This window comes from Maribacter sp. 2-571 (assembly GCF_050589625.1).
Lineage (GTDB): Bacteria > Bacteroidota > Bacteroidia > Flavobacteriales > Flavobacteriaceae > Pelagihabitans.
This window is the reverse complement of sequence record NZ_JBNGOP010000004.1, coordinates 126956-153364: the sequence shown is the minus strand read 5'-3', so window position 1 is coordinate 153364 and position 26409 is coordinate 126956. Positions and strand designations below refer to the sequence as shown.

Genomic DNA, 26409 nt, shown 5'->3' with positions numbered 1-26409 from the left:
TTTCTCTTTTAAAACAAAAACACCCTAACGATTTAAAACCGTTAGGGCGTTTCTTTTACCTTGTGTAAGCCTTATAACGCAGCAACGTGCTTGGCAAGCTTACTTTTTAAGTTGGCCGCTTTGTTGTTGTGTACGATGTTCCTTTTAGCCAGACGATCGATCATGCTCACAACACTTGGCAATAACGCCTCCGCTTCTTTCTTATCCTCAAGACCACGCAATTTTTTGATTGCGTTACGAGTGGTCTTATGCTGATATCTATTGCGCAAGCGAACCGCTTCGTTTCTTCTAATTCTTTTTAATGCCGACTTATGATTTGCCATTTCTTCTAAATATTATCTTGTTCGATTAAAGCAAAACCGCTTTAAAACTTGTAGCCCGTAGGGGAATCGAACCCCTGTTACCAGGATGAAAACCTGGCGTCCTAACCCCTAGACGAACGGGCCAATACGTTTGGTACTTCAAAAAACAAATTGGGCACCAAAACAAAAGTACCTTAGTAGCCCGTAGGGGAATCGAACCCCTGTTACCAGGATGAAAACCTGGCGTCCTAACCCCTAGACGAACGGGCCTGCTTTCGCATAATTGCGGATGCAAAAATACAATTATTTTTTACTACTACAACTGCTAGCTATTTTTTTTTAAAGAAACCCTCATTTTCTGTCGCATATCCGGTAGACCTACCCTAAAAACGGGTCGCCTTTTTATCTCCAATACATCGGCCTGCATCCCTTAATACGCCTTTGCGAACAGCACACGACCTGCCGAAGGTTTTCCTGTGACCATACAGTTCCCATTTTCAGCAACATCCTCCAAGGGAATACAACGTATAGTGGCCTTGGTTTCATTCTTCACTTTTTCCTCGGTTTCTCCCGTTCCGTCCCAATGGGCGGAAATAAAGCCGCCTTTCGTTTCCAGTACCGTTTTAAACTCCTCATATGAGCTTACCTCGGTGATATTGGCATCCCTATGGTCGGAAGCTTTTTGGTAGACGTTGCGTTGTATGTCCTCCAAAAGCCATTCGATTTTGGCGACCACTTCATCGGCGGGAACACTTTCCTTTTCCAAGGTGTCCCTACGCGCCACTTCGTAGGTACCGTTTTCCAGATCGCGTTGCCCAATGGCCAAACGCACCGGTACGCCCTTTAGCTCGTACTCATTAAATTTAAAACCGGGCTTGTGCGTATCACGATCATCATACTTCACGGAAATTCCCATTTTTTGTAATGTTCGTACCATAGGAAGTACTTTTTCCGATATGACTTCCAGTTGCTCCAAGCCTTTGTAAATCGGGACAATAACAACTTGTATCGGCGCTAATTTTGGTGGCAGCACCAAACCGTTATCATCGCTATGTGTCATGATAAGGGCGCCCATCAAACGTGTGGAAACGCCCCAGGAGGATGCCCATACGTATTCCTGTTTTCCTTCCTTGTTTGCGAACTTCACATCGAAGGCTTTGGCAAAATTCTGTCCCAAAAAATGTGAAGTACCTGCCTGCAATGCTTTACCGTCCTGCATTAAGGCCTCTATACAGTAGGTGTCCAGGGCACCGGCGAAACGCTCGCTTGCGGTCTTTGTACCTTTGATCACGGGGACCGCCATATGTTCTTCGGCAAAATCGGCATAGATGTCCAAAATCAATTTTGCCTCGGTCACCGCTTCTTTTTCCGTAGCATGGGCCGTATGGCCTTCCTGCCAGAGAAACTCCGCGGTACGCAAAAAGAGTCGGGTACGCATCTCCCATCGCACCACATTGGCCCATTGATTGATCAAAAGGGGCAGGTCGCGATAGGATTGGATCCATCGTCGATAGGTATCCCAAATAATCGTTTCCGAAGTGGGCCTGACGATCAGCTCCTCCTCCAATTTTGCTTCGGGATCTACAATGATTCCCTTACCATTTTCGTCATTTTTTAAACGGTAGTGGGTAACAACGGCGCATTCCTTGGCAAAACCCTCTACATGACTGGCCTCTTTGCTCAAATAGGATTTGGGAATAAACAATGGGAAATACGCGTTCTGATGCCCCGTATCCTTGAACATTTTATCCAACGCCGCCTGCATTTTTTCCCAGATAGCGAAACCATAGGGTTTGATCACCATACAGCCACGGACACCGGAATTTTCGGCCAAGTCGGCCTTTACCACCAGTTCGTTGTACCATTTGGAATAATCCTCACTACGCTTCGTCAATTTTTTACCCATAGTCTATAGTTTGGCACAAATATTGTGCTTAGTAACGTGAAATATTTGGGTAAAACTAACTATTTTTAAAATGTTCAACAATATAAAATTGCAACCATGATACAATCGCCACCCCTCCATCGCTTTCGTCAGGCCATGCTTTTAACCTTTGTCGGTATAATTGCCGCTTCCTGCGGATCGTACCATCAAGCCTCTTACTACGATAATGACGGTATTTACTCCAATGGCCAAAGGCAGGTGGGCGTTGAAAGGCCGGTTCAGAATACCCGGCAACAAAGACAACAGGGTACAAACGGAGATAACATTTATAAAAATTACTTTGAGCAACAGGCCGACCAATATGGCGAACTGCTGGAGGACGACATTTTTGTGGACGTGGACGGTTACAGCAGCGATACCTTAAACGATAGTATTGCCGAATCGCAATTGACCGACTACTACCAAAGCGACAACGATTACGCCGGACAACCGGCATGGGGAGACAACCCACAGAACGTAACTGTCAATGTCTATGACAATTGGGGCTGGGGCGGCGCAGGTTTCGGATCGCCGTGGCTATGGAACAACTGGGGCTGGGGCGGAGGCTTCGGCTGGAATGCCGGCTGGGGCTGGAACCGATGGAACAATTGGGGCTGGGGCGGAGGCTGGGGCTGGAACCGATGGAACAACTGGGGCTGGGGCGGAGGCTTTGGCTGGGGTTGGGGAGGTTTCAATACCTGGTGCCCACCGTACGGCTATTACAACGGATGGAACAACTATGGATATGGAAGACGCAATTTTGCCGTAAACCAAGGAAGGCGTGGCTACTACAATACAAGGGCGCTTGCCGCCAATGGAAACAGAAGCGACATTCTTGGCCGTTCCAACCGTACCGCTGGTCGCTCCAATGCGAGCAGTCGCTACAGAAGTACATCAAGTACCCGTGGCAACGTAGGACGAAGCTCCCGAAACTATAGAAGCAGCTCGAGCAGCAGAAGAACTGCCGGTATCAATCAGAACCGTTCGTACCGGAGCAGCCGAAGTACCCGGGCAGTACCGAGAAACAATGGCACATCCCGATACAATAGCGCAACAAGAAGTAATAACGGCTATCGCAGTACCGTTCCACGGAGCAGTGGCTACCAAAGGGGTTCTTCCACAGGAGTGGGAAGGGCTACAACACCAAGGACCTCCACCTACAGGGGCAGCGGAAGTCGCAACAGTACCCGCAGTAGCGGTTCTTACGGCAGAACGGGAAGTTCGCGCAGTAGCGGAAGTTACCGAAGTTCCGGTGGCAGCTCACGGAGCAGTGGAAGTTACCGAAGTTCGGGAGGAAGTTCACGAAGTAGTGGAAGTTACCGAAGTTCCGGTGGCAGCTCACGCAGCAGCGGAAGCTACCGAAGTTCCGGTGGTGGGTCGTCACGTTCTTCAGGTGGCGGAAGAAGCAGCGGTGGAGGCCGCAGCGGCGGACGTAGCAGAGGGTAGTATTCCAAATTCCCATACCATTTTAACTTTGAAATGGCATGTATAGAAATTGAATTATCTTTTAGTAATTCAAGACAAAAAATCTAAGCATAGCCTTAGCTACGGTTCTATCCCCGTTCAAGCCGGGGACAGGCTTTTTAACGAAGAATAACTAAAAAAGAAACGATTTATTAGTGCTATTTCAAAGTTAAAATGGTACAAATACAAAATTATTTAGCAATGAAAAAGTTATCCATTTTCATAACCTGTTTGGTATGTGCTATCGGCAGCGCGCAAAACATTAACGACGTTCTCCGTTTTTCACGGGAAAACCTCCAGGGAACGGCCCGTTATCAAGCGATGGGCGGTGCTTTCGGAGCGTTGGGTGGAGACCTATCGGCCCTGAACAACAATCCCGCAGGATCGGCGGTCTTCAATCACGGCCTTTTTACCATGACCGGCAGCAATTATAACAGGGACAATACCTCCAATTATTTCGGGACTTCAAGAAACTTCGATTTCAACACTTCCGAATTGAATCAAATCGGTGGTGTTTTGGTTTTCAATAATAGCGACGATGAGGCCGACTGGAACCGTTTTTCCATCGCCTTCAACTATGACCTCGTGGAAAATTTTGACGACCGCACCCAGGTCGAGGGACGAAGCAACCAAGGAATCGACTCCTACTTTTTGGCCTTTGCAAACGGGCTTCCTCTTGAAGAAATTGTATTGGATGATGGTGAATTGATTGAACGTGTATATGAGGATATCGGCGCAAATCCTAATAACCCTTTTGCCTTTGACGACCAACAAACCTTCCTAGGGTTTCAAGGCGGCATAATTGATCCCGTCACAAATGAAAATACCAATACCACTTATATTCGTAATGCTTCTTATTCAGAAGTCGCACAACGCTTTACACAAATCACCTCTGGATATAATGCAAAATATACAATCAACGTTGCCACACAGTACCAAAAAAAACTACACCTAGGCGCTTCAATTAACATTCATGATGTTTTCTACGAGCAAATTGACTTATTTACGGAAAGCGGGTATGACGACGATTCAGCAATTTCAAGTACCACTTTTGACAATTTGTTGCGAATAAATGGCGGAGGGTTTTCTCTCGGCCTAGGTTCCATATTAAAAATAAACGAAACGGTTCGTTTGGGGGCCAGCTATCAATCCCCTACATGGTATAGGCTTACAGCAGATACCTCCCAAGAACTAAACTCTGATTTTGCCCAGCGAAATCCCGATATCATTTTTATCAATTTTAACAACGCTGTTAATCTTTTTGAAACCTATACCCTAAAAACTCCAGGGAAACTAACCGCAAGTATGGCCCTCATATTTGGGAAACGCGGTCTGCTCAGCGTCGATTATGATTATCAAGACTTTTCAAGCTCAAAATTCAGTCGCAGAGACAATCCTGAATTTATCAACACTGCAAATTCAGAGATTACGGAAGCACTCACTGGAGTGTCAACAGTAAGAGTAGGCGGGGAATACCGTATCCAACGGTTTAGCCTTCGTGGTGGTTATCGGTACGAACAGAGTCCTTACGTCAACGGAACTACCGTTGGAGATCTGACCGGATTTTCAGGTGGACTAGGTTATGATTTTGGTGGTAGCCGACTCGATTTGGCCTTTAGCCGTGCGGAACGAACTACCAATCTACAATTATTTGATGTTGGGGTGACCACACCGGCTATAGTGGATCGTGTAAACACGAATATTAGTTTGGGGTATACCTTGAACTTTTAACAACCCTGTAGTTGAAACGGAAGTATTCAACGCTTCAAAGTAAAATGCGATTGAATGGTACGGGCCACAACGATACCGTTCTCGGTCCTAGAAAAATCGAGCTTAAACCAATAATCGGATGAAGGCAAGGGCCTTCCGTTGAAAGTACCGTCCCAAGTATCGTTGGGGGTGAGTTGTTTTAATAGTTTTCCGTAACGATCAAATATGAATACGCTAGGATCGGTCAATGTTTCTATTCCGTATACGAACCATTCGTCATTGATGCCGTCGGCATTTGGAGTGAAAAATTTGGGATATCCCGCTACTAAAAACTCATCGGGTTCCGATGTCCCACAACCATTTTTATCGTTAATGATCACCGTATTTATGCCGACGGGCACATTATCGAATACCGGGTCGTCCTGAAAGGGACTATCATTGACCGAATATTCGTAATCGCCATCACCCGATGCAAAAATGGCCACACTGTTCGTTCGGGTATCGTCATCAAGGATATCTTCCAAAATATCAACTCGATCGAGTATGGGTACGCCATAAAACGTAATCAAAACATCATCGATTACCGGACCAAAACTGGTTTCAATCGTAACAAAATAGCGCCCGGAATTCGGGCTTGAAACGATCAGTTCGGTGGCATCGGGTCCGCTCAACAAGTTATCGTCCATGGTACCGTCATCATTGTAGTCTACCGTCCAACTTACGTTTACGATGTCCGGTCCGGCAGGAGAATTCAATGCGCTTAAGGTAATGTCGGGATCGCCTTCACAAGCGATGATATCCAGTCCCAAAAACTCGTCGCGCAGGGTACAGTCCAATGCGGTGTTCTGATCGGCTTCTACAGAATTTCCCGTAAAGGTGAGTATAAAAGGTTCCGGGTCCGAATTCACACTTCCGAAGTTATTGATCAAAATAAAATAGATTTCCCCTGGTTCTACATCCAGCCACTCATCATAGGTATTCAGGTTTTGGGTCAAGGAAGGTTGCCCTGTTTGTCCATTTTCCGGGTTTACCCCCACCCCTGTAAAACGTGTTTCGTTTACTTCAAAATTACAGCGAATGGGCTGGGCCTCACCACTACTGATCGCCCCGCAATCCACATCCGGACCATACACGGCAAAATCGAGTTCTGCCGTTGGGTTGAGCCCTTCGATATCAAAACCGACCTGACCCCCGGTACCCGCCCGAAACACGTACCATGCCGTATTGTTTTCAATATTAGCGTTCCCAAGGCTCCCTTTTTCCAAACAACCGGTACGGTCGATGACCTCCGGGTCAAAATCGTCGATATCCCCCCTACCGTCCAGCAGACCGTCAATGGGGGCATCGGCACATACGGGAATGGCCGTTCTACAGTCGGCAGAAGTCTGCGCGCGTACGGAAATAACAAGACATAGGAAACATGCAAAAACGAGTAGGTTGCGCATAGGTATCGGAGCTGATTAACATCGCTATAACTATGCTTATAACTGGTGTTTGGTATGTTTTAGTATACTCGACAGGGTTTTTATACCGTTTATCGACGAAATGAAGAACGTACTTAAAAAAAAGCACCTTTTATACGCTCTGAAACGAACGCCACGCTCCTGACTCCTTAACAGGAATTTAAGTAGTCTTGGGCGGTATGGACGTCCTAAAGTGTGATATTATGTATATCTTTGCCATTCTTTTTATTCACGATAGTAATGAAAATCAAGGATACCTTGGACGAGCAATTTGAAGCTTTGGGAGACGATCACTTTTCGTCTGCCTCGGATACCCCCATGCGGAAGGATGCGTTTGTATTGACCGATTCGGAAAAAATAGAACGTATTCAAGAAAATATAAGAGCGGTAATGCTTACCCTGGGCCTTGATCTGGAAGACGACAGCTTAAAGGGCACCCCGTTGCGGGTCGCCAAAATGTTCGTGAACGAACTGTTCGGAGGCCTCCATCCCGATAGAAAACCAAAAGCGTCCACCTTTGATAACAAATATCAGTACGGCGAAATGCTGGTAGAAAAGAACATTACGCTCTACTCTACTTGCGAGCACCATTTGCTCCCTATAGTCGGCAGGGCCCATGTTGCCTATATCTCGAACGGAACCGTGGTAGGCCTTTCCAAAATGAACCGCATCGTGGACTATTATGCGAAACGTCCCCAGGTTCAGGAACGTCTCAACATACAGATCGTTAAGGAGCTACAAGAGGTGTTGGGCACGAAAGACGTGGCCTGTGTTATCGATGCGAAACATTTGTGTGTCAACTCGCGCGGCATCCGCGATATCGAAAGTAGTACCGTTACGGCCGAATATGGCGGTAAATTCAAGGAAGATTCCGTAAGACGGGAGTTTTTGGACTACATCAATATAGACACCAATTTCTAATACCGTACTCGTAACAATGCCTTTGTATCAAAATCAACCGCTTCACATTTACAATTCCTTAACCGGTAAAAAAGAACGTTTTGTAGCCCTGAACGATGGGTATGTGGGCATGTATGTCTGTGGCCCTACCGTATACAGCAACGTGCACTTGGGAAATTGCCGCACCTTCATGTCCTTTGATATGATTTTTCGGTACCTGCGCCATTTGGGGTATAAGGTCCGTTACGTGCGTAACATTACCGATGCCGGCCATTTGGTGGACGATGCGGAGGATGGCGAAGATAAAATTGCAAAGAAGGCCCGACTGGAAAAGCTGGAGCCCATGGAGGTGGTGCAACGCTATACGGTGGATTTTCATACCATATTGGAAAAATTTAACTTTCTTCCTCCAAGTATCGAGCCTACCGCTACGGGACACATTATCGAACAAATTGAAATTATAAAGGATATCCTGGCAAAAGGATATGCTTATAAGGTGAACGGTTCGGTCTATTTTGATGTGGCCAAATTCAATGAAAAGGCTACATATGGAAAACTGAGCGGCAGAAAGTTGGAGGACATGATCGCCAATACCCGGGCGCTCAACGCTCAGGACGAGAAAAAAAATCCACAGGACTTTGCCCTATGGAAAAAGGCGGAACCACAACATATCATGCGATGGCCCTCACCTTGGGGCGACGGTTTTCCGGGTTGGCATTTGGAATGTACCGCAATGAGCACAAAATATTTGGGCGAAACCTTCGATATTCATGGAGGGGGAATGGATCTGAAATTTCCGCACCACGAATGTGAAATTGCACAGGCCGAAGCCAGTTATGGGAAATCGCCCGTCCGGTATTGGATGCACGCCAACATGCTGACCATGAACGGGAAAAAAATGGCCAAGTCTACCGGAAACAATATTCTTCCGGGAGAAATATTTTCCGGGGAAAACAAGGTTTTATCAAAGGCCTTTGCCCCTTCCGTGGTCCGATTTTTTATGATGCAAGCGCACTACACCAGTATATTGGACCTGAGCGATGAAGCGCTTTTGGCTTCCGAAAAAGGATATCAACGTTTGATGGAAGCGGTAAGCCAGATCAAAGGGCTGGAAACCGGCGAAAAAAGTGATTTTGACGTAAACGCTTGGATAGCACAATGCTATTCAGCAATGAACGATGATTTTAATACGCCGGTACTCATCGCACATTTGTTCGAGGCGGTAAAACACATCAACCTTATAAAAAAGGGAGAGGCGACCCTCACCGCTGCGGACAAACAGTTGTTGACCGATACCGTCAACGCTTTTGTATTCGATGTTTTGGGGCTCCAATTGCATGAGGAAAGCCAGGCCAACTCCGAGCAACTGTCGGGTGTTGTAGAACTGTTGATACAGTTGCGTATGGAAGCGCGTGCCAATAAAGATTTTGCCACTTCCGATACGATAAGGGACCAATTGGCCGCTTTGGGCATTCAGCTCAAGGATGGCAAGGAGGGTACTACTTTTACCGTACTATAGCCAGTGGCGCTATACATGCAAAGCGAACCGTTTATGAAAAAAATTTTAATAGCACCCTTCGTATGGCTCGTCCGTTTTTACCAATTGGCCATTTCGCCCTATACCCCGGCGACATGCCGTTACTCCCCCACTTGTTCCCAATACACGCTTGAAGCCCTCAAAAAACATGGCCTTTTTAAAGGGGGTTGGCTCGCTACAAAACGTATTTTCAGTTGCAACCCCTGGGGCGGAAAGGGTTATGACCCTGTACCCTAAGAGGTCTCTTTTAAAACATACAAAGCGTTTTAAAACCCTACAAATGTCATGATTTACAGGGTTTGCTGGTATGGCTCCGTGACAAAAAAACCATTTATCAGTGCTGTTTCAAAGTTAAAATGGTACGAAATGACAATTGTTCCATAACCACCGCTATCGCCAGGTTTCGGTGGATACCGCGGAAGAATTCAGTTTAATGAGGACAAGGTGACCCGTGCGGTAACGGAACCCGTATGTGCAATCAATGGAAAGCACCTTAATTTTACCACTGTAATCAAAGATGTACCCGTTCATCGGTTGGTATACAATGGGCTCAACACTGGTCCAACGCCTGTGCGTAAACTGTACTAGTCCTACATCCTTGAACCGATAGGTGAAAACAAATCCATTTTATGAGTAGAATAGTATTGGAAAGCCAATACCATTTTTCATTCTTCCACACTCGTTTCAATCCAAATACCGTTTTTGAATCACATCAAAATGATGCGTCTGATGGCCTGAAATGCAAAGTGCCAAAGTTCTGGGGGAAGCAGCAAACCATTCATGTGTCCCCATTATTTTTAATTCCTCGGCAGTGAAGGAAGCGAAAGTGGCCATAGTTTCTTTTCTTGTCACTTTAAAACGTTCGAGTATTTGCTCTTTAGTTGTACCTTTCCCTGCTGCTGCGGTAGATGATTGCGAGTAATTTCCAAAAGGATTTTCTACTTTCTTTTCTGCTATTTTCAAAGCACTCTCGGTCATTATCTTTTCGTACGAAATAATGTGTTGCAATACTTCGGCAACTGTCCATTTACCAAATCCGTAGTTGTACGACATTTTATCATCGGGAATTGCATTTATGAAGTTTAACATTACCTGTTCGGAATTTAGCAAAACTTCGTCAACGGTAGTACCTTCGACCGATTGTTCCAAGTAAAACATCATTTGTGGGTCTTGCTCGGTTTTTGAAAGTTGTAATAAGAGTGCCTTTGGCATACGTTCTATTGTTTGTGAAGCGTTTTTTTCATTGGTTTGGCAAGATGTCAATCCTGTGACGCATAATATGCTCGTGAATAAAAATTGTTGTATGTTCATCATGATCCATCTCATTGAAGCAATGTATTTAGTACTTCTTGCAACTGTCCGTTCCAATTTTCAAAATCGTGGGCGCCGTTAGTTGTAATATTCTTCACCCTATATTCTTTTGATGTATAAAGGTTGGCAAGCGGCGTCACATACTTTTCGGCATCATTTTTTCCTGTTGAAATAATAATATTAAGATTTTTGTTTTTCGAAAAAGCGATAGCCTTGAGCGCGTCATCACAAGGATAGGTTATGGGCGATAACAGGGCGTAATTCTGAAACAAATCCGTTTTTCCCGAAAAATAGGCAGCGTTCAATCCACCAAAGGATATCCCGATCAAACTTCTGTTTTTGGCTTTTCGCGAAGGTGCACCCTCGATTCGAGGTACCAATTCTTCTTCAAAAAACCAAATATAATCCGCGTTACAGAAAAAATACGTGTTGCGCTTATCCTCCTTTGTTTCGGCAGCAATGGTACTTACAAATACATATTCCGCCTTTGGAATTTTTTCTTCCCTGGTAAGCGTCTTTATCCTTTCTAAAGCACCGTTGTCAATCATTTTTTGTCCGTCCGTAATGTAAATAACAGGAATATCTTTAGATGTAGAAAAACTGTAATGAACAACAGAAATCTGTTCAGATAAAATCTTACTGTCCAGACTAAAGGTCTGCTCAACGGGATTATCCGGACTACACTGGTTCGCCGAAGCTGATGTAATCATTACTATGGATATCCGTATGAAGCTTAAAAAGCCCATTATTGAACCACTTTTGAAATATTAGCGATCATTTCCTTTGAGGACTGATTTACAAAAGCTAAAAACTGATTTTCGTCCATCTGCGGGTTTTCTATAAACATATCATAATTGGATGTCCAGACAATAGCAGATCTATGATAACCCATATTTACCACTTTAAATGTATTGACCATATTTTTAGCGGGTATACCTTCCGTAACTGCATAGGAATATGTTCTTTGCTGGTCATTAAACGCCACGATACTTTCTTTAAATTGGTTTTTACCATCAGATGAAGTGCACATACGTTGCCCGCCAACACCCTTATCACCATTCCACTCTACTTTGTCCACTGCACTCGAATATTCGTCTATGTTATCCATTTCTCTAAGAAGTGACCATACGTCATCAGCATTGGCATTAATGAATATGGTATTTGTAATCCCATCTTTTAATTCTTGAGATTTTATGGTAACTTCTTCTGCTTTGATTTGTTTTTCGGTTTTCTCAGCTTTTTCGTTACACCCGACCATTAATACTGATACGGACATCATCAATAATTTAAATATTCTCATAATCTTCGTTTTACTATTTTAATTTTAGATGCAGAAATTAGTAAGGTGTGACAAATACACATAAAAAATCCCAATGTGTGCACATTGGGATTTACTAATTTCGTTAGTTGTCAACTACTAATTCAGGCGCATTGCACGATTAATTTCTTTGTCATTTATAATATCCTGTAAAAAGGTTTTTTTATCAAAATCCTTCTTAAAAGGCATTTGCCTATAAAGTTCATCAAACTTGTCTTCTACGGTTTCTAGCATAAAATCGGCGTCCGGCTTTATGGCATTTTTAAAGTTGGAATGCTCTTTTCTATTAAACAGTAAATGCTTTGCATCTATAATTTTATTATCAAGTGCAAATTGTACTTTTTTATGACATCTACAAGGATTATCAGGATTGACCAAACCACATTTATTGTTCATATAGTTGAACATATCCTTTCGTGCCCTAGAAAGTCGTTTTCTATAATTTTCTTTTGAAATATCGAGAATTTCAGAACCTATAGTATGGTCGGCATCGAACATTTCACCCAATATATAAACGATACGTTGGTCCCTGTTTAAACAAAGTAACATTCCGCTCATACAGGAATAATTCATTTCCTTGATATACGTTTCATTTTCCTGCTTCTCGGCTTCGGTCATTGACGTATCAGGAGTGTTTTCAAGACCATTTGCGTGTGCATCAAAACCTGTAAACACTTCCTCGCCCGGTTTTCTTTTTGATTCCAGAAAATGATTGACTACAATCCTATAACACCAGGTTGTAAACTTACTTTTACCTTGAAACTTACTTAAGCTTGTAACGATTTTTATAAGTGCTTCCTGTGTTAAATCTTTTGCATCTGCAGGATGGCGCACCATTTTCCAAGCCACATTATATATAAAAGGTTGGTGTTTTAAAAGTAATTCTTCCAGCGCTTGTGTACTTCCGTTCTGTGCCTCGAAGACAAGTGCGGAATCTGTCTTTTCACCGGTATATGTATTTGAGAAAGGGTTGTCCATTGTGACCTAGTTTATGAATTAGATGCAATTCTTTTTAATATGTGACAACTTCGTCTTGATTAAACCTATTAAAGTACCTGTTTTAATGAGTTTCGCTTTTATGCTTCAATAACAACTCGGCACGCCCTCCGGTAAAAAATTGGCGTAATCCGTCACACCTCAAACTTAATTGCATCAAAGCTTTGTAACATTTAAAAACATATAAAATGAAAACATTAAAATTACTAGGTTTTGTTGTACTATTTGCAATCGGAGCGGGAAATCAAAACGCAACTGCACAAAACCCAAATGCAAAACTTACCTACACCAAAGTAGTAAATAAAAGTGCAGATGATGTTTGGGAGATTATCCGAGAACTGGATGATATCGACAAATATTCATCCGCTGTGGCCAGTGTAAAATTTACGGGCGAAAAAGGCGCAGGTGGGCAGCGTGTTTGCTCCACACCGGACGGAAAAGGTTTTTTTAAAGAAAATATCCTTTCGTTCGACGATACCAACCGTACATATACTTATGCCGTAGTTGAGGGCGTACCTGTAAAAGGCCTGGTAAACAACTTTAAAGTGGTGGATTTGGGCTACAATAAATCAATGATCGTATGGTGGTCCAACTATGACGCATTTATGGAAAACCCACAAATGAACGAAGAGCAGTTTAAAGGATTTATGAATTCTTCCATTGACGAAATGTCAACCAAAATGGCGGAGAAGGCATAATTCTAATTTGCACTAAAAAAATGCCCGCTGATCCAGCGGGCATTTTTTTTGAAAACTGAGCAGCGTTGTCACACCTCTTCAATTTTTGCATCAAAAGGGTATACTTAATATAACTGCACTATGAGAATACAGGAAACAATACAAATAGACGCACCGGCAGAAAAAGTCTGGGATATTTTATGGAACAAGTATGGACAAGTTTGTGACTGGGCAAGCACAGTAAATTCTTCTTCTGACCGCAAAGTGCTAGGTAATGAAAATGGCGGACGTACTTGCCACAGTGCTTGGGGCGAAATAAGCGAGATAGTAGAACATGTGGATACCGAAAGAATGACCTATAGGTATCGCGCAGACGGATTACCCAAAATGATGAAAAGTGCGGTAAATTCTTTTACGGTAAATAAGAAAAGCGTAAACACTTCCGAAGTGGAACTGGATTTGAATGTTGAGCTGGCCATTGTTCCAAAAATATTAATGAGTTGGATGATGGTACCAAAAATGAAAAAAGACGTTCTTCAGACTTTGGTCGACTTAAAATATTTTGCGGAAACCGATATGCAAACTGAAATTAAAACTAAATCCGACTTAAAGTTTAATAAAAAGAGGCTTAAGAAGGTCTCTTAACAATTCGATTAATATAAACATAAAAGAAATGACAAATCAAGAAGTAGGAAACAGACTAGTAAGTCTTTTAAGGGATGGCAAATTCAATGATGTGTATGATGAGCTCTTTCATCCAGATGCTGAGCATATCGAGCCACAGTCCGAACATTTCGCACACGTTAAGGGCGTTGCCGCCATTAAAGCAAAAGATGCAGCGATGCAGGAAAACATTGCCGGTGTGCAAGGTATGGAAGTGGGTGATGCCATTATTGCTAAAGACTATATCGCTATCCCATACAAAATGACCGTTGAATTAAAAGACGGCAACCAATGGCCTTTAGATGAAGTTATCGTTTATAAAGTGCAAAACGGAAAAATCCTTTCGGAACAGTTTTTCTATTAACGGTGATGGCCAATAGCGGAAGGAATACCCCTGAAATTTGAACGTTTCAGGGGTATTCACTTTTCTAGTCCATTTGGGTTATCGGAATACCCTGACTTTACTTGAAATATGTATCTTAGCCCTCTAAACAATTACTATGTACTTTTTAGGTATTACCTGGAATCCGAACGAAACCTTATTTAGCCTTGGACCATTGCAGATCAAATACTACAATTTGCTATGGGTGACCGCTTTTGCCTTGGGTTGGGCCCTTATGAAACGTATTTTTAAAAACGAAGGGAAAACCGTTGAACAACTGGATTCCCTTTTTATATACACCCTTATCGCAACACTTTTAGGTGCGCGCTTGGGACATGTATTTTTTTATGACTGGTCTTACTATTCCGAAAATTTGATAGAAATATTATTGCCGATACGCGACACCGGAAAGGGTTCGTTGTTCGGATTTATCGATGGATACGAGTTTACCGGATTTACCGGTCTTGCGAGTCATGGTGCTACGATCGGCGTGATCATAGGCATGTACCTATACATTCGAAAGCATCCCGAGTTTAGCTTGTTGTGGCTTTTGGACCGTATGGTCATTCCCTTCGCCATAGGAGCCTTTTTGGTACGCCTAGGAAACTTCTTCAACTCGGAGATCAATGGAAAGGTAACGGAGGAATCCACCCTTTTCGCCACCCGTTTTATTCGGGATTCCAATGATATGCATCCCTCAAAAGCCTTGGGCGTCACAAAAGAAAAAACCTTGAATGCCGCCTATGACGCCATTGAGAACAATCCCGAATTTTCCGAATACCTGGCACAAATTCCATACCGTCACCCAGCACAATTATACGAGGGGGTCTGTTATATTTGTGTATTTGCCCTGCTCTACTTTTTATATTGGAAAACGGACAAGAAGAACAAACAAGGGTACCTTTTCGGTCTGTTTTTAATTTTGCTGTGGACCGTTCGTTTCTTTGTCGAGTACGTGAAGAAAAGTCAAGGTGGTTTTGAAGAAAGTCTAGGGCTGCTCTCCACCGGGCAATGGCTCAGTATCCCGTTCATTATAGTAGGGCTTTATTTTATGTTCCGACCGGGAAAAACAGTGTAAAACCGTTGAATTCATTGCTGATTAAAACCAAGAACATGCGCCCTTGTACTTTTTTTATCGTTTCCCTGATGCTATTAACCGTTTTTACGGGATGCAAGGAGGACGCTAAAAAACCGGTAAAAACCCAAGAAGTGCGTTTTACCAAAGAAGGTACGCTCTCCTTCTTTTCGCAAAAAAGCGATAGCCTGATCATGACCATGGATATCGAAATTGCCGACAATTCCTATGAAACGCAGACCGGTCTGATGTACCGAAAAGGAATGGAACGGAAACAAGGGATGCTTTTTGTTTTTGAACGGGAAGAAATGCATGCCTTTTATATGAAAAACACCGCATTTCCCTTGGACCTTATTTTTATAAAAACAGATCTGACCATTGCCAGTTTTCAAGAAAATGCCGAACCTTTTAATGAAAACAGCCTACCATCTGGTGTTCCCGTTCAATATGTACTGGAAGTGAATGCAGGGCTGGTACAAGAACTCGGGCTGACGGTTGGGGACCGAATTGCCTACGAAAAGCTATAGCCGTTATGGAATTGTTGTTGGATGGAGAATCGACCGAACGATTGCTTTTCCGAAAAGTAACGCTTTCCCACTTTGATGCATGGTTGCCTTTTCACCGAGACCGACGTACTTCCGAATTTTGGTCAGGACTGCCAAAAGACCCGATAAAAGCCTGTACCGACGACCTTGAACGGACGTTATACCGATATGAGAACGGATTGGGCGGAAAGCAGGCCTTAATACTCCGTGATACCGAACAGCTTGTAGGATTGGCGGGATTGCTCATTCAGGAGGTTGCCGGCAAACGGGAAATTGAGATCGCCTACTCCCTTTTACCGGAATTTTGGGGAAAAGGCCTTGCCACGGAGGCCGCCTTGCAATGCAAGGAAGTTGCAATTGAAAGGCAATTGGCCCCTTCGCTTATCTCCATCATTCAAATTCACAACCTTCCTTCCCAAAAGGTAGCCACCGCTGTCGGAATGCAACAGCGCGGGACTACGCAATACCACAATAATCCCGTTCACATATACCGTATTGCCCTATGAATGCACAGCACTGGGCCATATTGGTGGACAATTCCAGTCCGAAAGCCGTTTTTATCGAATCGCTTTTAAAAGGTCCCATCCCAAAAGGGTTTGAACATTTTAAGGACAAACAAGGGCTTCTTTTTTCCAAAAAGACACTTTCGGAGTTTATCGACGAAGAAGAAAAACACGATCGTAAGATCATCACCGATACCCGCACCCAAAATTTAAAGACCATGTCGAGCGGTGAGCAGAAAAAGGTGCTCCTCGCATTTCTTTTGGAGCAAGCTCCCGATTTTATTATACTCGATAACGTTTTTGATCATTTGGATTCCAAAACACGGGAAACGGTAAAAACCACCTTGCAAAAAGCTTCCAGTACGATTTCCCTTATCCAAGTCGTTAGCAGAAAAACGGATATTCTCACTTTTACGGAACATGTGGTCCAAATGGGCCCTAGGGGAGATATCCAAGATGTTCTTGAATTCGAAGATCGGGAAGACCCAGGAGCGGAAGCGCGGGAACTTTTTGTGGAGCAACGCATTCCCGAACCGCTTGAACCGATGTCCTATGATGCTCCCATCGTCATCAAATTGAAAGACATTCGGGTCTCTTATGAGGGGCGCTGTATTTTGGACCACATTAACTGGACCATTGAAAAGGGAAGTTTTTGGGAACTCCGTGGAGCGAACGGCTCCGGAAAAACGACCATACTTTCCATGATCACCGGGGAAAATCCTAAAGGATATGGCCAAGAGCTGTACCTTTTCGGTCAAAAAAAAGGAAGCGGTGAAAGTGTATGGGAGCTCAAACAAAAAATCGGGTATTTTACTCCGGCAATGACCGATAATTTTACGGGATACCATTCCGTAATCCATATGGTCATCAGCGGGCTATACGACTCCATAGGGCTCTACATCCGTCCGACTGCGGCGCAGCTTCGCCTGGCCAAGGCATGGTTGCAACTGATCGGTATGTGGCATTTAAAAGATGTTCTTTTTCAAGAGCTCGGCACCGGACAAAAACGCATGGTCATGTGCATACGGGCAATGATAAAACACCCCGTACTATTGATTTTGGACGAACCGACTACCGGACTGGATGATGAAAGTGCTCGAATGTTCGTAAGCCTCGTCAATAGGTTCGCACAGGAAAGCGACACGACCGTTATTTTTGTTTCGCACCGGTCCGAACCGGGATTGAATGCGGATCAGGTATATCAACTTACGATGACTCCAAAAGGCGCCAAAGGCGAGGTACTGTACTAATACCATTTAAACTTTGAAATGGTACAAACCCTCGAAATCCTCGCACTACAACAAAACCATAGAACACAAAAAAACCGCTAATGGAATGCACCATCAGCGGTTTCTGTTATGCCATTGTATTCTGACTATGCAGTCACTTTTTCTTGTTCTACGGCCTTTGCTTTTTCCTTGATCGGCGAGGTAACACTTTTCTTTAAGGTATCGTACATTATTGGTGTCGCGATAAACAAGGACGAGTACGTACCTACAATAATACCGATGATCATGGCGAACATAAAGCCTCGTAACGACTCTCCACCAAAAGTGAATATCGCTAACAATACCACCAAGGTGGTCAAGGAAGTATTCAACGTTCTACTAAGGGTACTATTCAAGGCCAGGTTGATATTCTCTCCCGCTTTCCATCCCTTTTCACCGATAATTTCCCGTATACGGTCGAACACAACCACGGTATCGTTCAAAGAGTATCCGATTACCGTAAGGATGGCCGCGATAAATGCTTGGTCGATTTCCATGTTAAACGGCATTGCGGTACCCAATAATGAAAAGATTCCGAGAACGATCATCACATCATGAAAAACCGCTGCAACGGCTCCCAAAGAAAATTGCCATCTACGGAAACGTATCAGGATGTAAAGGAATACTACCGCTAACGAGCCGATAATGGCCAAAAAGGCATTCTTCTTAATATCATCCGCAATGGTAGGCCCTACTTTTACCGATTGTAAGATCCCCAACGAGGCTTCTCCACCTCCGGTAATAAAATCGGCCTTGGAAGTGCCGTCCGGCAAATATTTCTGTAATGCACCGAACAACTTATCCTGAATTTCATTGTCCACTTCAATGCCTTCCACATCTACCTTATACGCAGTGGTAATCTTGATTTGGTTCGCTTCCCCGTACGTCTTCACCTGGGTACCGCTACCAAATTCCGTATTGAGCTCCGAAGCGATTTCGGAAGCACTCACCGCCTTTTCAAAACGCACTTGATAGGTTCGTCCTCCAATAAAATCGACTCCCTGCTGCAATCCTTTTGTAGCTAAAGAAAAGATTCCGATACCTACCAAAATTACGGAGAACACATAGGCTATCTTTCTTTTCGACAAGAAATTGATATCGATATTCTTGAATAAATTTTTGGTCAATGGCGTTGAAAAATCCAAACGACGGTCTTTTCCACCGATGTACCAATCCACCAACAATCGTGTTATGAAAATAGCGGTGAACAAGGATGTGACGATACCGATAAGCAACGTAGTCGCAAACCCCTTGATAGGGCCCGAACCAAAAATGAATAGGATAATGGCCGTAAGTCCCGTAGTGATGTTGGCATCCAAGATAGAGGAAAGCGCATTGCTGAAACCATCGGCGACCGCTTGTGCCTTTCCTTTTCCTTTGGCCAATTCTTCTTTGATCCGCTCAAAAATAAGTACGTTGGCATCAACCGACATACCAATGGTAAGAACGATACCGGCGATACCAGGCAATGTCAATACGGCGCCCAAACTGGTCAATACCCCAAAAATCAATAAGATGTTGAGCAACAAAGCGATGTCGGCAAAGATGCCCGCTTTTCCGTAATAGAACACCATCCATACCAATACAATGGCCATGGCAATCAAAAAGGACATCAGACCGCTATCGATGGCTTCTTGCCCCAATGAGGGTCCTACGATTTCGGATTGGATAATTTCAGCTCGTGCTGGAAGCTTTCCGGCACGGAGTACATTGGAAATATCCTTGGTTTCGTTTATCGTGAACTTTCCGGTAATTTCGGAATTACCCCCGGAGATGGGTCCACTGGAAACCCCAGGTGCCGTGTACACTTTATTGTCAAGTACAATAGCGATTCCGGTTTGATTGGTATAGGCATCGCCCGTTAACTTTTCCCACTCTTTGGCACCTTTCGTATTCATACTCATCGATACTGCTGGCTTTCCTCCGATATCGAAGTCGGCCCTGGCATCGCTTACCACATCGCCACTGATACGAGGTGTTTTTTCACGATTGGATTTCAAGGCGTACAATTCCACCGTCTCTGAACCTTCTTGTGGGCGTTCCCAAAGAAATTTAACGAACTGCAACTCCGCCGGTAGCAATCTTCTGATTTCCTTAATACGAAGGTAGCTCCCTACCTCGGCGGTATCCTTTATGGCGACAACACCAACTGCGTAGCTGGGGGCACCGATCTGGAATTTCTCGAACAATGGATTGCGCTGTGTTGCCAGGTCCAGGGAATCCTGCGATACATCGGAAAGCAACGAATCGATCTCCGAGGCTTCTTTTACCTCTGGCTCCTTGGTATCCGCTACCAATCCCTTTAGGGCCTCATTCGCTTGAAAAAAGAATCCTTGCAAGGCCTGATTGTTTGGTCTGTAGGTTTCCCAAAATTCCAACTGCGCAGTACTGGACAACAATGTCTGGGCGCGAGAAATATCCCTTGCACCGGGAAGTTCTACCAATATACGTCCTGAAGTTCCTTCCCGTTGGATGTTCGGTTGGGTGACCCCAAAACCATCGATACGCTCACGAAGTACTTCAAAAGCGGATTCTATGGATTCATCAATTTTTTTACGGATAACGGGTTTTACCTCATCATCGGACATGTTCGCATTGATCTCTCCTTCTAGTCCCCGGGTGTAAAAAATGTCGGGCGTAGCCAATTTGGTATCTCCCTTAATGTTGTCAAAAGCGTCAAAAAAGAGTTCCAAATAGGTGTCGTCGCTTTCCCTTGAAGCGGCATCGGCATCGGCCAGCGCCTTGTTGAAAACCGGATTTTTTGTGCCATTCGCCAATCCGATCAAAATATCCTTTACGGAAATCTGAAGGGTAACGTTGATTCCACCCTCTAAATCGAGCCCCTTGTTGAGCTGTTTCTTCCTTGCTTCGTTATAATCGGTGAACCCTAATATTTTTTGCTTTCCGATAGAATCCAAATACTTGGCCTCCAAAGCTTCCCGCTTTTCAAGATAGTCCTCCTGGTCTTCGGCAACATTTGCTATGGCAAAGGCCTCGGCCTTGCTTTCTACATTATTGGTTATAAATGTATATGATAATTGATAAATGCTTACTAGCCCGAACAAGAAGGCAAAAAGCTTTATAAGTCCTTTACTTTGCATTGGTTACGTATATTAATTGGATGCTTTTTATAACAGCCTGCAAATATATGATTTTCCCGTAGGATTTGACAACATATTTAGGAGTTATTACCGGTATGGCTAAATCTCAGGTGTTGTTTGCTTTAAGGACAGCTGAAGATACCTGAACTTTTTATCGGTATACAGCAAAAAAAGCGCCACTCTTGGTAACAAGAATGGCACTTTTAAAACTGACTTTCGCGAACGAAAGTATTCCGATCGCTGCTCTCGGTTTACAATTCCAGTAAACCATTGGTTTTCGTAACACCTTCGGCACTCTCTTTCATTTTTGCCTTTTCGGCATCGCTCAACGGAACATCGACAATGGCTTCTATACCATCTTTTCCGAGCACTACGGGCACGCCGATACAAATATCTTCCAAGCCGTATTCGCCTTCCAAATAGGTAGAGCACGGAAATATTTTCTTTTGGTCGCAAGCGATTGCCTGTACCAAACCGGAAACTGCGGCTCCCGGGGCATACCAGGCACTGGTACCCAATAACTTTGTTAGGGTAGCACCCCCGACCTTGGTATCCTCGGCCACTTGTTGCAAACGTTCGGCGGTCAAAAATTCAGATACCCGTATGCTGTTTCGAGTGGCATGTGAGGTCAATGGAACCATTCCTTTATCACTATGTCCGCCAATGACCATACCATCGACATCTGAAATAGGCGCTTCCAAGGCCTGGGCCAAACGATACTTGAACCGGGCGCTGTCCAAGGCCCCGCCCATTCCTATTATTTTGTGTTTGGGAAGATTGGTCGTTTTGTGTACCAAATAGGTCATGGTATCCATTGGATTACTGACCACGATCAGAATAACGTTCGGGGAATGTTCGATCAGGCTTGCGGAAACGGATTTGACGATACCGGCATTGATCCCGATCAACTCCTCTCGGGTCATACCCGGTTTTCTTGGGATACCTGAGGTGATTACCGCAATATCGCTTCCCGCTGTTTTGGAATAGTCGTTGGTAACCCCTGTGAGCTTGGTATCAAAACCATTTAAAGAGGCGCATTGCATGAGATCCATGGCCTTTCCTTCTGCATAACCCTCTTTGATGTCCAACAATACGACTTCCGATGCGAAATTCTTGATTGCAATATACTCTGCACAGCTTGCCCCTACGGCACCTGCTCCTACTACGGTAACTTTCATAAATATGTTTTTATAATGATAACGTTTATTTTTTAAGGCTTCCAAAATTACGGAATCTTACCTAAATACGGACATCGATATGGTTTTTAATACCCATTGCATTTTCGGAATACTAGAGCGAATGTCCTCAATTTTTATCCGCCCTTTGGTTTTTATCTAAAAATACACGGTTAAAAAGTTGTTTTTAAAAATTAGGAAACGGAAACGTGCCAAATTCCGTCTTGAAATCCTGCCCGCACTTTGTCCGATTTTATCGATGAATCGCACCATGCCATCATCGACGAAATGCGCCGAATACCCTTAAAACGTGTTATTCAACGAAGAAAATCCGAATTCGCGGTCATACATCGAATTTTAGCAATACCAAGGGATGCGCTCCCGTTATCGTTTATAAGAAACCCCGAATCTTAATTACCTGCATTATGAAAAAGATTTTTTCGCTATTTGCCATTCTTGGCATCATACTGGCGAGCAATTGTTCCCGAATTCCCGAGAACGATGACCCGATCATCGGTTACTGGGAAAAGGTGGACATTCAAACCACGAGCCAGACCAACAAACAAAAAGTACTTCAAAAATGGACCTTTAACGATGCCTATTTAGGCAGGTACAACCACGAAATAAATGCAAAAGAGACCCTACGCACCGATTTCAAATGGTCCGAGGATCAAGGTACTTATACCATCTCCTATCCCGGTACCGACCTTCCAGATCAGAAAGTGACCCTGCAACAATCGGACAAGGGCGAAGAAATATTAAAAGATGCCCAGGGAACCATCGTTGCCATCAGAAACTGATTTTTATTAAACACTCTTAAATACACCAAAAAAACCCTGACAAAACTGTCAGGGTTTTTTTATGAACTCGTTTAAACTTCTTATCCCGTTTCCGGTGTTAAATTGCGCAAATAAAAAACAGGGATTTTCTTTTGAAGTATACACGGAAAAGAGTAATTTTTAAAGGGTAATTTAACATCGGAAACGGTATTACTATTTGGATTCGACCGTTTCCGTTTCCATGCTGAACTCGGTATAATCCAAAACATACACACCCAAAAGACTCCATTTGAATTTATGGTCTGCGTATTTCGCTTTAAACTTTTCGTTGTCCATGAACAGCGATTCAAAATGCTCGTCAAAATCCTTTTTGGTCAACCAAAGTACTTTTTCGTCTCCTTTTTTAATGTAATAGCTCTTGGCGATTCCTCCGGCCAACTTCAAGGAGCCAACACCGATGCTCGCGGTCTGTTTTGCCCAAGGATCGGCATACACCTCAATTTTTTGACTATACTTCGGATTGATTACCTGCATCAAATATTCCGTTGGTTTTTTCTTGTTCTTCAAAGAAACCATTTGATTGGTATACATGGTATATCCCTTGCTAATGTGCTTTGAAGCATCGGACTTGCCCCATTTGGTAGCATCGTTGAAATAGGTCGCCTGTTTGTTGAACTGATCGAAACCGGAAGGTGCCATGTACAGATCTGCTATTTCGGTCGCTTCGATCTTGACCTTTTTCTTCCCGTTCTCAATAATTTTCAGGCGCTCTATCTGTCCTTTCTTTCGATCCACATCTTTTATATCCCCTTCTATTTTGGTTCCGTCCTTTAGGGTGATATAAGCTGGTTTTTTTCTGGAATATGAACTGTATGCAGGATCGAAGGCCGCCTGTTTTTCCCGTTCTTTTAAATCTTCTTGTCCAAAACACATGGTTGCGGTCATGAACAGTGCCGTTGCTACTAATTTTACTTTCATTCTTAAACTTTAGGGTTTGTATATGGCCCTAAAATAGTTCGTCCGCTAGGTAGCGGACGAATTATTGTTGTGAAAGTACGCTTTGTTATACGTCAATGTTCGCATACACGGCATTCTTCTCTATAAATTCCCTTCGGGGAGGTACCTCATCACCCATTAACATGGAAAAAATCCGGTCCGCCTCCGTGGCATTATCTATAGAAACCTGTCGCAACGTTCTAAAATCGGGATTCATAGTGGTATCCCACAACTGTTCCGCATTCATTTCCCCAAGACCTTTATAGCGCTGAATGCTTACTCCGCCACTGTAGGTGTCGGCTATGGCATCGCGCTCTTTATCGTCCCAGGCATATTGTTTTTTACTTCCTTTTTTCACCAAATACAACGGTGGTGTGGCAATGTAGACATGACCACCCTCGATCAGTTCGCGCATGTACCGGTAGAAAAAGGTAAGGATGAGCGTTTCGATATGGCTTCCATCCACATCTGCATCACACATGATCACTACTTTATGGTAGCGCAGTTTTTCCAAGTTCAAGGCCTTACTGTCTTCCTCGGTACCGATAGTGACCCCGAGTGCCGTATAAATGTTCTTGATTTCCTCGTTCTCGAATACCCGGTGCGGCATGGCCTTCTCTACATTCAATATTTTCCCCCGCAACGGCAGAATGGCCTGAAAATTACGATCTCGTCCTTGTTTTGCCGTTCCGCCCGCAGAATCCCCCTCGACTAGGAACACTTCGCAAAGGGTAGGATCTTGTTCGGAGCAATCCGATAATTTTCCCGGTAGGCCACCGATACTCATTACGGTTTTACGCTGTACCATTTCACGCGCCTTGGTCGCCGCGTGACGGGCCTGAGCGGCCAAAATCACTTTCTGCACGATGGTTTTGGCATCATCGGGATGTTCCTCCAAATAGTCGGTCAACATCTCGGAAACGGCCTGAGAAACTGCGGAGGACACCTCACGGTTCCCCAACTTTGTCTTGGTCTGCCCTTCGAACTGGGGTTCGGCAACTTTCACGGACACAATGGCCGTAAGCCCCTCCCTAAAATCGTCGCCCTGAATTTCGAACTTCAGCTTGTCCAACATTCCGGAGCTATCGGCATACTTCTTTAAGGTAGAGGTAAGCCCCCTGCGGAAGCCCGATAAATGGGTACCCCCTTCATGGGTATTGATGTTGTTTACATAAGAGTGTAGATTTTCCGTATAGGAGGTGTTATAAATCATGGCCACCTCTACCGGAATCCCGTTCTTTTCCCCTTCTATGGAAATGATGTTTTGCGTAAGCGCCTCCCGGTTTCCGTCAAGAAACTTGACGAACTCCTTAAGGCCTTCATTGGAGAAAAAAGTTTCCCCAACATAACCGGTTTCGCTTTCCGGGTCTTTCTGGCGTTTGTCCATTATGGTAATGGTCACGCCCTTATTTAAAAAGGAAAGCTCCCGCATACGGTTCGCCAAAGTCTCGTAACTGTACTCCGTGGTCTGGGTAAAAATGGTATCATCGGGCTTAAAGGTGACGATGGTACCCCTTTCGGTGGTTTCCCCTATCGTTTTAACAGGGTATAAGGCTTTTCCGCGCTCATACTCCTGTTCCCATATTTTTCCGTCCCTGTGCACGGTGGCCCGCAAATGATTGGATAGTGCGTTCACACAGGAAACCCCAACACCGTGGAGTCCACCGGATACCTTGTAGGAATCCTTGTCGAATTTTCCACCGGCACCGATTTTGGTCATGACCACTTGCAGGGCGGAAACCCCTTCTTTTTTATGGAGGCCTACCGGAATACCCCTACCGTTATCTTTCGTGGTAATGGAATTGTCCTCGTTAATGACTACGCTTATGGTGTCACAGTGCCCCCCCATGGCCTCATCGATAGAGTTATCGACCACCTCATAGACCAAGTGGTGCAAACCGCGGGTACCGACGTCGCCTATGTACATGGACGGCCGCATGCGTACGTGCTCCATACCCTCTAGGGCCTGAATGCTATCCGCTGAATAATTTTTGTTTTTTTCCGCTTCTTCGCTCATAGTGTTAGGTTGTTCGTTCGGGAGTCCTTTTGTCCTTTTTGGAAAGGTTCCCGCTTGAAATTTTGCAATCTTACAAATATACTGAATACCCTATAGAATATGGCGTTACAACCCAAACGCCACTTCGAAGTTATCAACAAAAAATGTGGAAAAATCCCTTTGGGACAACTTGAAAATTTAGAAAAGGGATTTCTTCAAAAAACGCTTGTTTTTGAGAGGCTGTCTTGAAATATCTTAGTAGTATTATGGCCCGTTTTTGATGTGTTGTAAGGCAACCCAAACCGTTCAAGGTTCGTGCAAAAG

The 26409-nt window shown here is 44.1% G+C and carries 24 protein-coding genes and 2 tRNA genes; 13 read left to right on the top strand and 13 right to left on the bottom strand.

Annotated elements, in window-relative coordinates; translation table 11 throughout:
* Positions 1-71: 71 nt before the first annotated feature.
* From rpsT to proS, 4 genes are all read right to left on the bottom strand, one after another.
* Complete coding sequence (gene rpsT / locus ACRD7P_RS04575; protein WP_430906327.1) at positions 72-323, bottom strand: 30S ribosomal protein S20; 252 nt, start codon at positions 321-323, stop codon at positions 72-74.
* A gap of 51 nt (positions 324-374) precedes the next feature.
* Positions 375-446: transfer RNA gene (locus tag ACRD7P_RS04570), tRNA-Glu, on the bottom strand.
* A gap of 54 nt (positions 447-500) precedes the next feature.
* Positions 501-572: transfer RNA gene (locus ACRD7P_RS04565), tRNA-Glu, on the bottom strand.
* Between the two features lie 160 nt (positions 573-732).
* Positions 733-2208, bottom strand: coding sequence for a proline--tRNA ligase (gene proS, locus ACRD7P_RS04560; protein WP_430906326.1), 1476 nt, complete (start codon positions 2206-2208; stop codon positions 733-735).
* A gap of 96 nt (positions 2209-2304) precedes the next feature.
* Between proS and ACRD7P_RS04555 the strand changes: the two genes are divergently transcribed.
* Both ACRD7P_RS04555 and ACRD7P_RS04550 read left to right on the top strand, forming a co-directional pair.
* A complete protein-coding gene (locus tag ACRD7P_RS04555; RefSeq protein ID WP_430906325.1) occupies positions 2305-3672 on the top strand; it encodes a hypothetical protein in 1368 nt (455 codons plus the stop codon).
* A 219-nt stretch (positions 3673-3891) separates the two neighbouring features.
* Positions 3892-5421 (top strand): outer membrane protein transport protein, encoded by a 1530-nt coding sequence (locus ACRD7P_RS04550; RefSeq protein WP_430906324.1) that lies wholly within the window; start codon positions 3892-3894, stop codon positions 5419-5421.
* A gap of 26 nt (positions 5422-5447) precedes the next feature.
* On the opposite strand, the gene ACRD7P_RS04545 is transcribed toward ACRD7P_RS04550, so the two are convergent.
* Positions 5448-6845 (bottom strand): T9SS type B sorting domain-containing protein, encoded by a 1398-nt coding sequence (locus tag ACRD7P_RS04545; RefSeq protein WP_430906323.1) that lies wholly within the window; start codon positions 6843-6845, stop codon positions 5448-5450.
* A 258-nt stretch (positions 6846-7103) separates the two neighbouring features.
* Between ACRD7P_RS04545 and folE the strand changes: the two genes are divergently transcribed.
* From folE to yidD, 3 genes are read left to right on the top strand one after another with little or no spacing between them, the layout of a single operon-like run.
* A complete protein-coding gene (gene folE / locus ACRD7P_RS04540; RefSeq protein WP_430906322.1) occupies positions 7104-7784 on the top strand; it encodes a GTP cyclohydrolase I FolE in 681 nt (226 codons plus the stop codon).
* A gap of 16 nt (positions 7785-7800) precedes the next feature.
* Entirely contained in the window at positions 7801-9282 is a 1482-nt protein-coding gene (gene cysS / locus ACRD7P_RS04535) for a cysteine--tRNA ligase (RefSeq protein ID WP_430906321.1), read from the top strand.
* Between the two features lie 33 nt (positions 9283-9315).
* The gene (gene yidD, locus ACRD7P_RS04530; protein ID WP_430906320.1) at positions 9316-9537 is read left to right on the top strand and encodes a membrane protein insertion efficiency factor YidD; all 222 of its coding nucleotides are present in this window, start codon (positions 9316-9318) and stop codon (positions 9535-9537) included.
* Between the two features lie 447 nt (positions 9538-9984).
* On the opposite strand, the gene ACRD7P_RS04525 is transcribed toward yidD, so the two are convergent.
* From ACRD7P_RS04525 to ACRD7P_RS04510, 4 genes are all read right to left on the bottom strand, one after another.
* Positions 9985-10614, bottom strand: a complete 630-nt coding sequence (locus tag ACRD7P_RS04525; RefSeq protein ID WP_430906319.1) for a DinB family protein — start codon at positions 10612-10614, stop codon at positions 9985-9987.
* Between the two features lie 8 nt (positions 10615-10622).
* On the bottom strand, positions 10623-11321 hold the full coding sequence (locus ACRD7P_RS04520; protein WP_430906318.1) for an alpha/beta hydrolase: 699 nt from the start codon (positions 11319-11321) through the stop codon (positions 10623-10625).
* Positions 11322-11356: 35 nt separating this feature from the next.
* Positions 11357-11911, bottom strand: a complete 555-nt coding sequence (locus tag ACRD7P_RS04515) for an SRPBCC family protein (RefSeq protein WP_430906317.1) — start codon at positions 11909-11911, stop codon at positions 11357-11359.
* Between the two features lie 117 nt (positions 11912-12028).
* The gene (locus ACRD7P_RS04510; protein WP_430906316.1) at positions 12029-12907 is read right to left on the bottom strand and encodes an RNA polymerase sigma factor; all 879 of its coding nucleotides are present in this window, start codon (positions 12905-12907) and stop codon (positions 12029-12031) included.
* Between the two features lie 206 nt (positions 12908-13113).
* Between ACRD7P_RS04510 and ACRD7P_RS04505 the strand changes: the two genes are divergently transcribed.
* The 7 genes from ACRD7P_RS04505 to ACRD7P_RS04475 all read left to right on the top strand — a co-directional run bounded on the left by ACRD7P_RS04505 (position 13114) and on the right by ACRD7P_RS04475 (position 18020).
* Positions 13114-13623, top strand: coding sequence for an SRPBCC family protein (locus ACRD7P_RS04505; RefSeq protein WP_430906315.1), 510 nt, complete (start codon positions 13114-13116; stop codon positions 13621-13623).
* Positions 13624-13743: 120 nt separating this feature from the next.
* Positions 13744-14247, top strand: coding sequence for an SRPBCC family protein (locus ACRD7P_RS04500; protein ID WP_430906314.1), 504 nt, complete (start codon positions 13744-13746; stop codon positions 14245-14247).
* A 28-nt stretch (positions 14248-14275) separates the two neighbouring features.
* A complete protein-coding gene (locus tag ACRD7P_RS04495; protein ID WP_430906313.1) occupies positions 14276-14629 on the top strand; it encodes a SnoaL-like domain-containing protein in 354 nt (117 codons plus the stop codon).
* 136 nt (positions 14630-14765) lie between these two features.
* Positions 14766-15725 carry a prolipoprotein diacylglyceryl transferase gene (lgt, locus tag ACRD7P_RS04490; RefSeq protein WP_430906312.1) on the top strand — a complete coding sequence of 320 codons (960 nt, stop codon included), beginning with the start codon at positions 14766-14768 and terminating at the stop codon, positions 15723-15725.
* A 35-nt stretch (positions 15726-15760) separates the two neighbouring features.
* Positions 15761-16249 (top strand): DUF192 domain-containing protein, encoded by a 489-nt coding sequence (locus tag ACRD7P_RS04485; RefSeq protein WP_430906311.1) that lies wholly within the window; start codon positions 15761-15763, stop codon positions 16247-16249.
* 5 nt (positions 16250-16254) lie between these two features.
* The gene (locus ACRD7P_RS04480; protein ID WP_430906310.1) at positions 16255-16773 is read left to right on the top strand and encodes a GNAT family N-acetyltransferase; all 519 of its coding nucleotides are present in this window, start codon (positions 16255-16257) and stop codon (positions 16771-16773) included.
* Positions 16770-18020, top strand: coding sequence for an ATP-binding cassette domain-containing protein (locus tag ACRD7P_RS04475; RefSeq protein WP_430906309.1), 1251 nt, complete (start codon positions 16770-16772; stop codon positions 18018-18020). The genes ACRD7P_RS04480 and ACRD7P_RS04475 overlap by 4 nt, the downstream gene beginning before the upstream one ends.
* Positions 18021-18145: 125 nt before the next feature.
* On the opposite strand, the gene secDF is transcribed toward ACRD7P_RS04475, so the two are convergent.
* Entirely contained in the window at positions 18146-21139 is a 2994-nt protein-coding gene (secDF, locus tag ACRD7P_RS04470) for a protein translocase subunit SecDF (protein ID WP_430906308.1), read from the bottom strand.
* A gap of 251 nt (positions 21140-21390) precedes the next feature.
* The gene (locus tag ACRD7P_RS04465; RefSeq protein ID WP_430906307.1) at positions 21391-22317 is read right to left on the bottom strand and encodes a malate dehydrogenase; all 927 of its coding nucleotides are present in this window, start codon (positions 22315-22317) and stop codon (positions 21391-21393) included.
* A gap of 422 nt (positions 22318-22739) precedes the next feature.
* Between ACRD7P_RS04465 and ACRD7P_RS04460 the strand changes: the two genes are divergently transcribed.
* Entirely contained in the window at positions 22740-23114 is a 375-nt protein-coding gene (locus tag ACRD7P_RS04460; protein WP_430906306.1) for a hypothetical protein, read from the top strand.
* A gap of 192 nt (positions 23115-23306) precedes the next feature.
* Here ACRD7P_RS04460 and ACRD7P_RS04455 read toward each other — a convergent pair whose 3' ends face one another.
* Together ACRD7P_RS04455 and gyrB are read right to left on the bottom strand one after the other, a co-directional pair.
* Positions 23307-24071 (bottom strand): hypothetical protein, encoded by a 765-nt coding sequence (locus ACRD7P_RS04455; RefSeq protein WP_430906305.1) that lies wholly within the window; start codon positions 24069-24071, stop codon positions 23307-23309.
* Positions 24072-24156: 85 nt separating this feature from the next.
* On the bottom strand, positions 24157-26106 hold the full coding sequence (gyrB, locus tag ACRD7P_RS04450) for a DNA topoisomerase (ATP-hydrolyzing) subunit B (RefSeq protein ID WP_430906304.1): 1950 nt from the start codon (positions 26104-26106) through the stop codon (positions 24157-24159).
* Positions 26107-26409: the final 303 nt, after the last annotated feature.

What these genes read in the sequence shown, in the direction of transcription:
- ACRD7P_RS04510 (WP_430906316.1), bottom strand. Translation starts at nt 12,907, where the DNA reads ATGGACAACCCTTTCTCAAATACATATACCGGTGAAAAGACAGATTCC.
- ACRD7P_RS04555 (WP_430906325.1), top strand. Translation starts at nt 2,305, where the DNA reads ATGATACAATCGCCACCCCTCCATCGCTTTCGTCAGGCCATGCTTTTA.
- ACRD7P_RS04520 (WP_430906318.1), bottom strand. Translation starts at nt 11,321, where the DNA reads ATGATTACATCAGCTTCGGCGAACCAGTGTAGTCCGGATAATCCCGTT.
- rpsT (WP_430906327.1), bottom strand. Translation starts at nt 323, where the DNA reads ATGGCAAATCATAAGTCGGCATTAAAAAGAATTAGAAGAAACGAAGCG.
- ACRD7P_RS04475 (WP_430906309.1), top strand. Translation starts at nt 16,770, where the DNA reads ATGAATGCACAGCACTGGGCCATATTGGTGGACAATTCCAGTCCGAAA.
- folE (WP_430906322.1), top strand. Translation starts at nt 7,104, where the DNA reads ATGAAAATCAAGGATACCTTGGACGAGCAATTTGAAGCTTTGGGAGAC.
- cysS (WP_430906321.1), top strand. Translation starts at nt 7,801, where the DNA reads ATGCCTTTGTATCAAAATCAACCGCTTCACATTTACAATTCCTTAACC.
- ACRD7P_RS04515 (WP_430906317.1), bottom strand. Translation starts at nt 11,911, where the DNA reads ATGAGAATATTTAAATTATTGATGATGTCCGTATCAGTATTAATGGTC.
- ACRD7P_RS04480 (WP_430906310.1), top strand. Translation starts at nt 16,255, where the DNA reads ATGGAATTGTTGTTGGATGGAGAATCGACCGAACGATTGCTTTTCCGA.
- proS (WP_430906326.1), bottom strand. Translation starts at nt 2,208, where the DNA reads ATGGGTAAAAAATTGACGAAGCGTAGTGAGGATTATTCCAAATGGTAC.
- ACRD7P_RS04525 (WP_430906319.1), bottom strand. Translation starts at nt 10,614, where the DNA reads ATGATGAACATACAACAATTTTTATTCACGAGCATATTATGCGTCACA.
- ACRD7P_RS04505 (WP_430906315.1), top strand. Translation starts at nt 13,114, where the DNA reads ATGAAAACATTAAAATTACTAGGTTTTGTTGTACTATTTGCAATCGGA.
- ACRD7P_RS04485 (WP_430906311.1), top strand. Translation starts at nt 15,761, where the DNA reads ATGCGCCCTTGTACTTTTTTTATCGTTTCCCTGATGCTATTAACCGTT.
- ACRD7P_RS04500 (WP_430906314.1), top strand. Translation starts at nt 13,744, where the DNA reads ATGAGAATACAGGAAACAATACAAATAGACGCACCGGCAGAAAAAGTC.
- ACRD7P_RS04460 (WP_430906306.1), top strand. Translation starts at nt 22,740, where the DNA reads ATGAAAAAGATTTTTTCGCTATTTGCCATTCTTGGCATCATACTGGCG.
- ACRD7P_RS04455 (WP_430906305.1), bottom strand. Translation starts at nt 24,071, where the DNA reads ATGAAAGTAAAATTAGTAGCAACGGCACTGTTCATGACCGCAACCATG.
- lgt (WP_430906312.1), top strand. Translation starts at nt 14,766, where the DNA reads ATGTACTTTTTAGGTATTACCTGGAATCCGAACGAAACCTTATTTAGC.
- secDF (WP_430906308.1), bottom strand. Translation starts at nt 21,139, where the DNA reads ATGCAAAGTAAAGGACTTATAAAGCTTTTTGCCTTCTTGTTCGGGCTA.
- ACRD7P_RS04550 (WP_430906324.1), top strand. Translation starts at nt 3,892, where the DNA reads ATGAAAAAGTTATCCATTTTCATAACCTGTTTGGTATGTGCTATCGGC.
- ACRD7P_RS04545 (WP_430906323.1), bottom strand. Translation starts at nt 6,845, where the DNA reads ATGCGCAACCTACTCGTTTTTGCATGTTTCCTATGTCTTGTTATTTCC.
- ACRD7P_RS04465 (WP_430906307.1), bottom strand. Translation starts at nt 22,317, where the DNA reads ATGAAAGTTACCGTAGTAGGAGCAGGTGCCGTAGGGGCAAGCTGTGCA.
- gyrB (WP_430906304.1), bottom strand. Translation starts at nt 26,106, where the DNA reads ATGAGCGAAGAAGCGGAAAAAAACAAAAATTATTCAGCGGATAGCATT.
- ACRD7P_RS04495 (WP_430906313.1), top strand. Translation starts at nt 14,276, where the DNA reads ATGACAAATCAAGAAGTAGGAAACAGACTAGTAAGTCTTTTAAGGGAT.
- yidD (WP_430906320.1), top strand. Translation starts at nt 9,316, where the DNA reads ATGAAAAAAATTTTAATAGCACCCTTCGTATGGCTCGTCCGTTTTTAC.